This is a genomic window from Iodobacter arcticus, from assembly GCF_042664895.1.
GTDB lineage: Bacteria > Pseudomonadota > Gammaproteobacteria > Burkholderiales > Chitinibacteraceae > Iodobacter > Iodobacter arcticus.
On record NZ_JBHTBQ010000035.1, the window covers coordinates 23,589 to 36,013 of the forward strand.

The window sequence follows — 12,425 nt, forward strand, 5'->3', positions numbered from 1 at the left end:
GGCGTAGGCCCGCACCAAGATCATTAGGCATAACAAAGTCATGCCTGTCACTATTGCTATGAAACCCCATTGCATCAGGATGATCAATATCCATGCCATAAAAATAATCGGCACAAATTCGCTCTAATACATCGGCTTCATAAGCACCCATTAAATTAAAGCCTCCATTGCCCACTTCAAAACCACTGTAGCAATGCTCGGGTTGCAACACATTCAGGCAGTGCTCTACAAACGCGTACCAACGCTCTTTATTTTGATTAAACCACTTACGGCGGAAAGTAAGTTTTAGGGTACTGTAACTGCTATAGCCTTCATCAACCACCCCACTAATGGCCCAGCGTGGGCTGACCATAGGGCCACTTGCATCGGTTGCTCGCATAAAATGCACCCGCCCACGGCCTTGGCTGCGGATTGCCGCAGGCCGCCAATCGTCAGGCAGGCGTTTATCCCCTGCTTTTAACCAGACTTGGGTCAGTGATTTCCATATTTTTTGCCAAGGTTCATCGATTAACAAACTGAATTCATCAAACAAAGCATGCATTTTTTCAGCCACTTGCATATATTCATTGGGCTGGTTGTAAACGTAAAACGTGATATAGGAGCAGATGCCTAATTCCCGATCATCTTCTCCAATCACAAAAAGAGAATCATCGGCCATCGTTTCTTCTATAAATTCCTGAATTTCATCCGCTTGTAAAAAAAGCTCTGTAGTGCTCATTACAATTTCCTTCCTGATTATGCCTCTTGCTCAATGGACTCTGTGTAGATGGATTTCTTGAGTGCTAGGCTTAGTTTTTGAATTTGTAGGGAGGGTAAAATCCGCGAGCAATGCTGAATAAATACGCGGGTTTCACCCGCCCTACGATATTTATAATGAGATTGAGCAAGAGGCATAATCAGGATTTCCTTTATTTCGCTGCTGCTAATCGATTCATCATTTAAAATTTAAATATGAGCATCCTTGCACTATGCGCATAGCCTTTCTGCGCAGGGTCAGTTAATTTAGAATATTTTATGAATAGCAAATAAATTAATCCTGATTCCCATCCCAATACCAAATCGTTGCGCCATAACTAGAGCCGGGGAAATTTGGCATTAGCTCTCCTTGTTTAAACAGCGCACGACTGTTTTGTTTGGCAGGGGTATACCAATAGCCTGTTTCTAGGCATGGGCTATTCGCCGGGCAGCGGCCACTTTGTAGTGAGTTGTCTACTGAAGCCGTTAATAAAGGTTGGCGAATTTCTGGGCTAGGCCAATCGCTGTTTTCATCAAATCGCCTCATCCAGCGTAAGCTGCTTTCGTAATCAAAGCGTGGATTAGGATCGTCATCCCACGGATCTAAAGTTAGTAATTGCAATTCATCGCAGCGAATGGGCTTGATCAATTCATTGGCTTTGATTAAAAGATCGGGCAGACCTTGCGCTACCGGATATAAATCTAATTCACCTAGACGTATCCAAAGTGCATTTTCTGCATTTGGATTATGAGGCCCTACAGGGTAAGGTAACGCCGTAATTTGTATGCGTGGATCATTTAAAAATTCACGCACTTCAGCTTCTGTTTTACCTAAGCGGCTGCGCCATAAAGGGGAAAGTAAAAAGCTCCAGGTGGGGGTGCGCAGACCAGCCCCCAAACGCAGATGTGATACATAACCATTTTCATTGCCATGATATTGAAACCCCATTGCATCAGGGTGATCAATGTCCATACCATAAAAGTAATCAGCACAGATTCGCTCTAATACATCGGCTTCATAAGCGCCCATTAAATTAAAGCCCCCATTGCCTACTTCAAAACCGCTATAGCAATGCTCAGGCTGTAGCACATTCAGGCAGTGCTCCACAAACGCATACCAACGCTCTTTATTCTGATTAAACCACTTATGCCGGAAAGTAAGTTTTAGTGTGCTGTAACAACGGTAGCCTTCATCAACAACCCCACTAATGCCCCAACGTGGGCTAACCATGGGGCCACTTGCATCGGTTGCCCGCATAAAATGAACCCGTCCACGCGCTTGGCTGCGGATTGCAGCGGGCCGCCAATCGTCAGGCAGGCGTTTATCCCCTGCTTTTAACCAGACTTGGGTAATGTCCTTCCATTTTTTTTGCCAAGGTTCATCGATTAACAGGCTAAATTCATCAAACAGCGCATGCATTTTTTCAGCCACTTGCATATATTCATTGGGCTGGTTGTAAACGTAAAACGTGATATAGGGGCAAATGCCAAGATCCCGGTCATCCTCGCCAAATGTGGTTAATAAATCATTTTCAAGGGTGGCCGTTATAAACCAGTCAATATCATCCTGATCCATTAATAATTCAGCAGTGCTCATGTTATTTTCCTGTTAGTGGCCTGATCGGCGGCCAGTTCTTGGGCTTTGTTTTTTAGGTTGATCACTCTGATCTTTAGGATCCTTTTTATCTTTTGAGTCATCTTTCACCGCAACATCTTCTGGATAGCGGAATAAAGACAAACGCCCACCGCTATTCACATTTTTTTTATCGAACTTAATCGGGTGGCTGGCATTTTTTATTTCTGCAGCTTTATCCAGAAGATTTCGATAGTTCTTAAACTGTTCTTCATCAATCGTATCATTTTGAAACTTAATCTCCACAATCGCAAAGATATTGCTTTTATCGCAACGTTTCTTACGATATTCAGTAATCACCAGATCAGCACTGATGCTCCCCCTGCGGTAAGGCATAGGGTAAAACGGATTGATGTCGCCATCTCGGCGTAGACGAGTAGGGCTAACTCCTGAAAGGGGATGGTCTGCATAGGCAGGCGCAGGGCCAAAGCAAACTTCACACTTTAAGGGGCTGCTCCATGCTAAAACCTCATCAATAAATTCAAACATTAAATTGCTGGCGAGTTGTTTTAGGCGCACAACAATAAAGCTTTCTAAATCGACGCCTACCAGCTCTTCAGCACTCAGTGCTAAGAGTTTTTCAAAAGCGACTCGTTTTGCTTTGGGTAAGTCTTTTAACTCAACGCCTTTTTTCTTGCGTAATTGCAACACAGGAATTTTATCCGCCTGCGTGCAAACCATACTGATAACTTGTCGAAAAGGAATCTTTTGCTGAATAGCAGCATTGATTACGGGGCTACCTGCTGCCCGCCCTTTTGCCTGTTTGGTATTTTGTCCTTGAGGGTCTGCATTGGCAGCCGTCAATAAAATGGCAACCTCTTCTTTTTCTGATATTTTTTTATCTATCTCATTCTTTAGCGTTTCTATCTGCTTTTTTAATTCTTCTTTTGCCTGGTCGATTCCTTTATTGTAATTTTTTAATCCATCGTAAAATTCATCAATCAAATCATACACTTCATAAGCGGTGATTGCGGCTGAAACAATTTCTATTATTCCTAAAATAACTAATGGAATGGCCATGTTATTTTACATCCTTAGATTTTGCTATATTTACAGCGCTGTCTAGTTTTCTTTCCCATTTTTCTGTAATCCTTTCGCTTTCACGCATCACTGATTTAAATACTTTGATAGGCTTAGCTTCATCTGTGTTTGTAAATTGCGTGCGGCCGCTGGCATCGGTTAGGCCTGAATCTAATAACTCACCATCAGCCCCACGAACTTCATAGTTGTAATCCTCAAATGGTCTATTGTCCGTTTTAAAAAGCTGATATTTAGCCGTATAAGGGCCTTTTGCCGGAGTATACGCAGGCATAACAGGCAAAGAATGATCGAATCTTGTTGGCCCACCCCAATCATGGCTGCCGCCCTTAATGCTCACTTTCCCCGGTGCATGTAGTTCGATCTTGCCGTCTTTGATGCGGATATAAGCGCCACCAGCGGTGAGCAGGATTTCTTGCTTGGCGTTGAAGAGGCCCTTGCCTTTGATCGCCGTGAACTTGGCGTTTTTATCGGCGGTGATTTCGATGTCGTCGCTTTGGGCCTGCATTTGCAGCTGGCCTTTGGCGGCAATCAGTTTCATGGTGATTTTGTCTTTAATGCCGCCGGTAAACAGGCTGATGTGTTGGCCGACGTTGTGTATCCAGCGGCGGCCGGTGCTTTGGTTGCTGTCTCTTTGGGCGACTTGGTCTAGGTTTGTGCCTGCGCTGAGGGTCTGGCTTTGCGGGGTGGTGATGGCTACACCGTCGGTCGCGTGCAGCAGGATGATTTTTTGTTGGCCTGCCTGCTCTTTGGATTTGGTTTTGCTGTCTTTATCTGTATTGCTGCCTGCTTCAAAGCTTTTGCTGGCGTGTACGTGATGGTAAAGGTGGCCGTGGCTGGCTTTGTCCCCAGCGCTGTTGTCGGGTTTGATGGTTTGATCGTCATCGCCGGTTTCGATGGTGTCGGCTAGTTGTTTAGTCGCGTATTCACCGAGGTTTTTGGCAGTGTCTAAGGCGGATTCAAGCTGGCTTTGTGCGGGGCTGCGGTCGAGTTGCTTGCCGCTCGCACCACCTTTGGCTTCGGTGCTGATGAGTAAGCCGCTGGCACGAATGGCACCTTGTTTGTCGGTGCGTAATTCAAAGCCTTCGCCGCGTGGCTCACCTTTTCCGTCGGTGCGCGGGTGAATCAGATAGCCCAAATTAAGCTGAGTTTTACCGTGTTCGCTCGATAATTTGGTACGGACTTCGCCTTTTGTATCGTCAAACAACAGCTCGCCGTATTGGCCGCCTTCATGCTCTTTGGTTTTGATGCCGGAGAGCGTTTTATTGGCAGGCAAAGCGCCTGCGCCGCTGAATGTTGGCACAGGGTGGCTACCGTTGTGGACTACGGCGGTGACGATGGGGCGGTCGATATCGCCTTCGATAAAGTCGACCAAAACTTCTTGGCCGATACGCGGAATAAACTGGTGGCCAAAGCCTGCACCGGCGGATGGCATGGAAACGCGAACCCAGCAGGAGGATTTATCGTCGAGGTTTGCGCCAAACTCGGGGTGCTCGGCGGCACGTTGCCAATGTAGCTGAATTTTTATCCGGCCAAGCTCATCCGTATGCACCTCTGCACCGGCGGGGCCAACTACCGTGGCGGTTTGCACGCCTAGGCTAGTGGGCTTGGTAAATTCTTGTTCGCCTAGATGGCTAAGCACAGGCTGGCCGCGTCTTTGGACGGTGAAGTCGGTCTTATAAGGTGGATTATCGGCAGAAGCTGCGGCTGCAAGTAAGCTCGGCGCAACGAGGCCAAGCTGCTGAGTCAGATCGGCTGGAAAATTATTGTTGGCGGTGAACTTCAGCTCAGTGATGGCGAATTCTCGCTGCTCAGCCGAATCAAAATCATGGGCTGGGTGATCTTCTAAGCGAAACCATTGCCCCGCTTGCAAGCTGCGTAAAGTACCAGAACCAGAAAATGATTTCTTTTGCCCATCTAAAGCATCTTGGCGAAGCTTGGCATCGTGATTCAGTTGGTCTAAATCGCTGGCGTAGTAATGCGCTTGTGGGTCGTAATATTCCAAGCTTGACTGAATTTGCTGCCCGCCATGGCCTTGATCAATGGCGCTATCACTTAAGCCGTGGCTGGTAAGCGTGGCTTTGTAGTCAAAGCTGGCTAGGAAAACAGAGCTGCTGCCGATTTGCCGCTGACTATTCCATTGGGTAAGAGAATCACTTTCTTCTGTTGCTGACGAACGGTGAAAGCGAGCGATGGGGTCCGAAGCTTCGGGGATGGAGAAGACATCATCAAAGACCACCAGCTGCACTTGTGGGGAATCGCCCGCCAAATGTTCAAAACGCCATGATAGGCCACACTCTTTCATTAAACGGCACAGAAAGGCGTAATCGTCTTCGCGGTATTGCAGGCAATAAGAGCGCGGCGGATATTCGCCCGATAGCTTGAAATCCAGCGTTTGCACAGCGGCAAAGACGGGATTTTTGGCCTGATGCTCGGCCAGCACCTGTTTCACAATATCGACGATGGATAAATCTTGGAAGATCCGCGAAGTACGGCGATATCTGAGTAGCGCAAACGGCGGTTCCACCGTCAGCGTGTATTTAGCGAAGCCCCCATCGGCCCCCAATAATTGCGCCTTAGAAATCACCCCACAGCGCTCAATCGCATCGCCATTGGCGTCTGCTATCGCTAAAACCACCGGCAGCCCAAGCAGGGATTTAAGTTCTAAATCGCCATTGGGGGACAGGCAGTCAATCTGATAGCGAAAAACGCGACTAATCCCTTCGCTGCCCGTTACGCGCTGAGGCAATAACTGCTCGCCCCACGCCGCCCCGTCGCCAAGTTGCAGGCTGATAAGGCGTTGATCCTGATTAAAGGCCGCGGCAAAGGAGACAAGGAGCTGATCTGGACGCATAGGATCTTTCGCGCTAAATAGTCAAACCCACAGCCTACCTACCCCCTTATTTATTGTCAAAATAGTTACAAACCCTTGGCAATAACACCAATAAAACATACGAACCGAGTAAGCATAAATACCTACCATAAGCCTTTCTCTAATTTGCAGTGGAAATACCATAGCAAATAGCTTACAAAACTTAAGAACGCTTTCTTCTTATTCGATGAGAGGCTTAATTAAAAATTTACTTTTCTCCGTGAAACGCCCTGCTCTCTGTGACCTCCGTGTTTTAAGATTTGAGTTTTACTACATAACATCAGCTATTTAGCAGGCTAAACTTTATTTTTTTCAGGTAGCCATTTTTCTATTTCAACTTGTAAAGCATCAATACTAATTGGCTTAGATAAAAAGCCGTTCATTCCTGCATCTAAACAACGCCGCATATCTTCTTTAAATGCATTTGCAGTTAGCGCCAGAATTACAATATTGCATTTATCACTAGGCAGCGCCCTAATCGAGCGAGTGGCATCAAATCCATCCATATTGGGCATTTGGCAATCCATCAGCACAAGATCATAATTTTGCTGCTCAACCGCCTGCACCGCCGCTGCACCATCTTCTACCACATCAACACGGCAGCCAATTTTTTCCAGCATCAGTACCGCTATTTTTTGATTTAATAAATTATCTTCTGCTAGCAATAAATAAGGCTTGATCACCGCTCTTTGCTCTTCAATAGCCCCCAAGGTCAGCAAGGTGCGTTCTGGTTTTTTAGCTTCGGCCAAACTAAACACCACTTCTAAGCAGCCATATAATTGGGAAGTGCGGATCGGCTTACTTAAAAAAGCAGTAAACCCTGCCTCATGCGCCATGCCTGTTTGGCCTGCTCCACCCATCGAGCTTAATAACACCAAAGGCATTGCGGCATGGGCAGGCATGGCATTAATTGATTTAGCCAGAGCAAAGCCATTCATATACGGCATTTGCCCGTCTAAAAACGCCACACTAAAATCATTACTCTCATTTAATCTTAATAAAGCCGCCACAGCCGAGCCAAACACCTCGGTAACCAGTCCCATAGATTGCAATTGCAAAGCCAGCAACTCGCGATTAGCCGCTAAATCATCCACAATTAACACTCGCTTTCCTTTTAAGCTTAAAGGCAAGGTAGGCGCTAATACATTGACTTGGGCACGATTTAAAATAATTTCAAACCAGAAAGTAGCGCCTTTATTAGGCTCGCTAATCACATCTATTTTTCCTCCCATTGCTTCAGCCAAGCGCTTGCAAATAGAAAGGCCCAATCCCGTGCCACCAAAACGCCGTGTTGTAGATGCATCTGCCTGTGAAAAAGGCTGAAATAATAGCGCCCTGACTTCCGGATCTATCCCAATACCATGATCCTCCACCTCGATATGCAATTGATATTGCTCATGATACACAGCGTGTGCCCGTACCCTGATTAACACAGGGCCTGCTGTGCTAAATTTAATTGCATTATTAAGAAGATTTAAAACAATTTGTCTAAGGCGTACAGGATCGCCGTTTAAACGCCAAGGTACCGAGGGATCAACCAGCCCTACTAGCTCTAATTTTTTCTCTATCGCTTTGGCGGCAACCAATTCAAGAGATTCTTCAATCGAGCGGCGCAAGTCAAAATCAATATATTCCAGCTCTAATTTACCCGCTTCAATTTTAGAAAAATCAAGTAAATCATTAATTTGTGAAAGCAGTGCATCACCACCGGTATTAATCGATTCTAAAAAATCTCTTTGCTGAGGGTTGAGCTCGGTATCGAGTAATAAGGCAGAAAAACCTAAAATGGCATTCAAAGGAGTACGAATCTCATGACTCATATTGGCTAAAAAGTCACTTTTTGTTTGATTAGCCCGATCAGCAGCCAGCTTTGCCTCGCGTAAAGTAATGGCTAATTGCCGTGTTGATTCTTCTACAATTTTTCGATCAGAAATATCATCCAGCAAGCCTTGCAGCATATCTTCTTCAATCGGGTTAAGTACAATACTTAACCATTTGTTTTCTTTATCTTCAAAAAAAGACACAAAAATATCTTCGCTCACCCCCCTGTTTTCTCTAAGCGACAATTCAATTAATTCGCTACACTTTGCTGCCGCCTCCCCCATATATTCTTGCAGCATTTGATTAGATTTCTGTTTAACAGAACCACCTTCTATGCCTAATACTCTGGCAAAAGCACGGTTATAAGAATGCAAACGCCCAAAACGATCAACGACAAAAATACCTGTTTCTGCATTTTCAAAAATAGCTCTGAATTTTTTTTCATCAATGCCACGTTGGATCCGTAAATTGCGTTCATCATCCAGAATCATCACTAAACGATTTAATAACGCATTCACATCATCCACCAAGCGGCCGATTTCATCGTGCTGATGGCCGCTTGGCGTATGAAGCTTTGCTCCTAATTCAGCGGATAAATGATGCAATCGATCAGAGATATTTTTAATGGGCCGGGTAATTAATTTCAATACGATCATCACTACGGCACAGGCCACTACCATCGCCTGCATCAATAATAAATAGACCAGTAGTAAAGAGCGCTCAGCCACACTCTGTTGAATCACCTGAGGATTTAAATCCAGCATAATTTTACAAACGACTTCTTGTGGATTAAAAGGCGATGTGACCTGGCGAACAATTTGCCCATCCCCCATCATTTGCAGCTCTCCTTTTACTCCCCCCTCCTGAGCAAGAATATGAGTTTCATTTCTAATCAACACTTGGCTAATAAAGTGATTTTTTAATAAGCCACGCCCTACTTCAGCGGCTAAGTTTTTATCATTTAAATAGCAGGCTATTTTGATAGTGTCTTCAACGGTACTGAGTAATTCGTTGACACGAACCCGGTGCAACTCGCGCTCTTTTTGCGCCACGACAATGTAAGTAATCCCAGAAAAAACCGCCCCTGCAAGCAAGGCAATACAAAGCACTATCGCCGCGCTGCGAAAAACCAGACTGGTGCTAAATACTTTCAGCATAGAAATCGCTTTGCGAAATGAAATGCATTCATATCGTTAAAACAAAAGCTTAATCACCGATTAAAATCAAACACAACTTTCACTTTATCAGTTACTTTTGCTTTATCACAATAGGCTATATAATTAATATTACTGGCCACCATTTTAATAGCTTCATCACTACTCTCTACCACTAGGGGTGGCGAGACTTGCCCGGAAAACTTAAGCCTAGCCCAATACGAATCAACCTCAGCTAATTCTTTGTTTAATAAGTCCCGATAAAAATGTTCTCTGCCTGACACAGGGTAAATAACATCCAGCGGTATTGCACTTTGCCCGGAGGGGAATTTCCGATAACGCCCCATAAAGATATTAATCACTTCACCTTTGCTTAGCTGAGCAACACCACTATTAGGATGCACAATCACCACCCAATCGCCCCCCCAGGCACTATGCGCAAATAAAATAAGAATAGAAAGGATAAGGGTTTTCATTGGGCCGCCCTAGAAAACAAAATCCAAGGTCAGACTATAAATGGTTGCACGGCCATCCCAGGCAGGCTGCTTATTTGCCCACTGGAGTGAATCGCGACCATCAATCCGATTGACTTGAAATTTAAGATCTAAATTGCGCATCACATCGTAGCGCAAGCCCAGAGAATAGGTCGATTGATCCATTAATGGGTAAGGCTGAACCAGCCTTGCGATTGCATTTACTTCGGCAAACGGGGGAATGTCGGGCAAGCCCATATCATGCTTAAGCACTTTTGGTCTTACTTTGGAGTACGAGGCATAAGGCGTAAAGGCCCCAAGACGATAAGCCAGCATTAAATAGCCCGCGTCATTATTAGGATAAGAAATCGTCGTAGCAAGTAATCTGCGAAGCATTAATTGCACTTGCAAAGGGCCACTATCATAGATCATGCCCGCAGAAATAAATTCAACAGTTTTGCCTTTAATCATGGCATCATCTGCAAATTGAGCCGGGCCATTACTGATCGCTTGTAATTGAGGTGATCGCAATACATTTAGCAAAAGATCGAGATCTGCCAATTCATTTTCTAATTTCAATCTTGCATAACCCACCCTGAATTGCCAATTTTGTAATTGATAATCAAAATAGCCGCCCCATAAAAGGGAGCCATTCAAATCGAGATGACCCTCTGAGTTTTGAACAGGCAGCTTTTCCTTGGCATAGCCGATTGCAAACTTAGCTCGAGCAATTCCTTCACCAATCGGATATTTTAAAACTAAATCCCCGCCGTCTAAATAGGTAATCGGCAAGCCGCCATAATAATCAACCGGTGGACGTACAGGCAGGTAGGAGTAGCCCACACTTCTTGAATCGGCCTGCATATAAACATCAAAGCCTAAGCGCCCCGTGCGAAGCTGCAGGGTTTCGCTTGGCTCATATTTGATAAATGCCCAGTTTAATTCCGGCGTAAAACGATTATCGTAGCGCCGATGGCTAATAAGCTGAGCTGAGGCTGATAATGCCGGGTTAATTCGGGCATCCAGCTGCAAGCCCAGCAGTGAATCAACCCCAAAATCCAGCCTGCGTGTATAGCCAACACCTTCTCGCTGCGAAAGATCGCGCAAAAAATCACCCTGATCCGTGCTGTTATACACCGCACCCAAGGTGGCAAAACCACTTAAAGAAAACAAATCCTGCTCAGAATACGTCTCTGCCCGTGCCCCTCCGGGCAGCAGTATCAAACACAGCAGCAGATATCGCATCAAGACACTGAACATATTGCTTTCCTATCCTAACTTTATACTGACACCCCTTGAAGATAGCCAAGAAGAAAAGAACATCAAGCCTTTCCTGCTTTGTCTGATTTTTAATAAGCGAAACAGCAGAAAAAACCCACCTTATATTGCTTTTGATAAAAGCAGAATCACCGGCCAAAAAAAACGCCTCTTCACGAGGCGTTTTTAAAATCAATGTCTTTTATGCAGCAGTAAATGCAGCCACTGCGCGTTCAAAACGCGCCATACCTTCGCTGATATCTTCATCCGCAATCACTAAAGACGGCGCAAAGCGGATCACATTCGGGCCTGCCATCAAAATCATCAGGCCTTCTTTTACCGCCAGATTTAATAAATCTTTAGCCTTACCCGCAAATGCAGGTTTAAGCTCGGCACCAATCAATAAACCCATGCCGCGCACTTCATCAAAGATCGGATATTGCGCGTTGATTTTGGCGATGCCCGCTACAAATAGCGCGCGCTTGGCTTTTACGCCATCCAGCACGGCAGGCGTATTCACTACATCGAGCAAAGCATTGCCCACTGCGCAAGCTAGAGGATTGCCACCGTAAGTTGTGCCGTGCGTGCCTACAGCCAGATGCTTAGCAATATCTGTAGTGGTCAGCATGCAGCCCAGCGGGAAGCCGCCGCCAATGCCCTTGGCACTAGTCAAAATATCTGGCAAAACGCCGTACTCTTGATAGGCATAAAGACTACCTGTACGACCAGCACCACTTTGCACTTCATCAAAAATCAAAAAAGCATGATGCTTATCACAAAGGGCACGCACGCCAGCGATAAACTCAGGCGTGGCGGGCACTACACCGCCCTCGCCCTGAATCGGTTCGAGAATCACGCAAGCGGTTTCATCGTCGATCAGCGCGCTTAAGGAATCCAGATTATTGTATTCAAAGTATTCAATACCAGCAGGCTTTGGGCCAAAGCCATCGGAATACTTAGGCTGACCACCCACGCACACGGTAAAGAAGGTACGGCCGTGAAATGAATTCAGAGCCGACAATACCTTGTGTTTTTTATCGCCAAAACGCTCAATTGCGGCGCGGCGCGCTAATTTAAGCGCCGCCTCATTGGCTTCTGCACCCGAGTTACAAAAGAACACGCGATCAGCAAATGTGGTTTCAACCAGCTTTTGTGCCAGATCAAGCGCAGGCTCATTGGTAAACGCGTTGGAAAGATGCCAAAGCTTGCTGCCCTGCTCATTCAGCGCGGCCACAAGAGCTGGGTGACAGTGGCCCAATGCGTTCACGGCAATACCGCCGGTTAAATCCACATACTCACGACCCGCCTGATCCCATACTCGGCTGCCCGCACCGCGCACCGGTACAAAGGCTGCGGGGGCGTAATTGGGAACCATATATTGGTCAAAATCGGCACGGGCATGGGACATTCTCTATTTCCTTATTTTAAATATATAAACGGCG

The 12,425-nt window shown here is 45.8% G+C and carries 8 protein-coding genes; all 8 read right to left on the minus strand.

Features of this window, described 5'->3' with window-relative positions; translation table 11 throughout:
- Positions 1–718: hypothetical protein (locus ACFQNF_RS16250; protein ID WP_380188981.1), on the minus strand; the 718-nt coding region annotated here is incomplete at its 3' end.
- A gap of 312 nt (positions 719–1,030) precedes the next feature.
- The gene (locus tag ACFQNF_RS16255; RefSeq protein ID WP_380188982.1) at positions 1,031–2,332 is read right to left on the minus strand and encodes a hypothetical protein; all 1,302 of its coding nucleotides are present in this window, start codon (positions 2,330–2,332) and stop codon (positions 1,031–1,033) included.
- A 12-nt stretch (positions 2,333–2,344) separates the two neighbouring features.
- Positions 2,345–3,388 (minus strand): hypothetical protein, encoded by a 1,044-nt coding sequence (locus ACFQNF_RS16260; protein WP_380188983.1) that lies wholly within the window; start codon positions 3,386–3,388, stop codon positions 2,345–2,347.
- A 1-nt stretch (position 3,389) separates the two neighbouring features.
- Entirely contained in the window at positions 3,390–6,260 is a 2,871-nt protein-coding gene (locus ACFQNF_RS16265; protein WP_380188984.1) for a type VI secretion system Vgr family protein, read from the minus strand.
- A gap of 314 nt (positions 6,261–6,574) precedes the next feature.
- On the minus strand, positions 6,575–9,256 hold the full coding sequence (locus tag ACFQNF_RS16270; RefSeq protein ID WP_380188985.1) for a response regulator: 2,682 nt from the start codon (positions 9,254–9,256) through the stop codon (positions 6,575–6,577).
- A 53-nt stretch (positions 9,257–9,309) separates the two neighbouring features.
- The gene (locus ACFQNF_RS16275; RefSeq protein ID WP_380188986.1) at positions 9,310–9,729 is read right to left on the minus strand and encodes a hypothetical protein; all 420 of its coding nucleotides are present in this window, start codon (positions 9,727–9,729) and stop codon (positions 9,310–9,312) included.
- A 9-nt stretch (positions 9,730–9,738) separates the two neighbouring features.
- On the minus strand, positions 9,739–10,986 hold the full coding sequence (locus ACFQNF_RS16280; RefSeq protein ID WP_380188987.1) for a hypothetical protein: 1,248 nt from the start codon (positions 10,984–10,986) through the stop codon (positions 9,739–9,741).
- Between the two features lie 199 nt (positions 10,987–11,185).
- A complete protein-coding gene (locus ACFQNF_RS16285) occupies positions 11,186–12,391 on the minus strand; it encodes an aspartate aminotransferase family protein (protein ID WP_380188988.1) in 1,206 nt (401 codons plus the stop codon).
- Positions 12,392–12,425: the final 34 nt, after the last annotated feature.

Excerpts from the sequence above, each read along its gene's own strand:
- ACFQNF_RS16255 (WP_380188982.1), bottom strand. The coding sequence starts at position 2,332 with ATGAGCACTGCTGAATTATTAATGGATCAGGATGATATTGACTGGTTT.
- ACFQNF_RS16260 (WP_380188983.1), bottom strand. The coding sequence starts at position 3,388 with ATGGCCATTCCATTAGTTATTTTAGGAATAATAGAAATTGTTTCAGCC.
- ACFQNF_RS16265 (WP_380188984.1), bottom strand. The coding sequence starts at position 6,260 with ATGCGTCCAGATCAGCTCCTTGTCTCCTTTGCCGCGGCCTTTAATCAG.
- ACFQNF_RS16270 (WP_380188985.1), bottom strand. The coding sequence starts at position 9,256 with ATGCTGAAAGTATTTAGCACCAGTCTGGTTTTTCGCAGCGCGGCGATA.
- ACFQNF_RS16275 (WP_380188986.1), bottom strand. The coding sequence starts at position 9,729 with ATGAAAACCCTTATCCTTTCTATTCTTATTTTATTTGCGCATAGTGCC.
- ACFQNF_RS16280 (WP_380188987.1), bottom strand. The coding sequence starts at position 10,986 with ATGTTCAGTGTCTTGATGCGATATCTGCTGCTGTGTTTGATACTGCTG.
- ACFQNF_RS16285 (WP_380188988.1), bottom strand. The coding sequence starts at position 12,391 with ATGTCCCATGCCCGTGCCGATTTTGACCAATATATGGTTCCCAATTAC.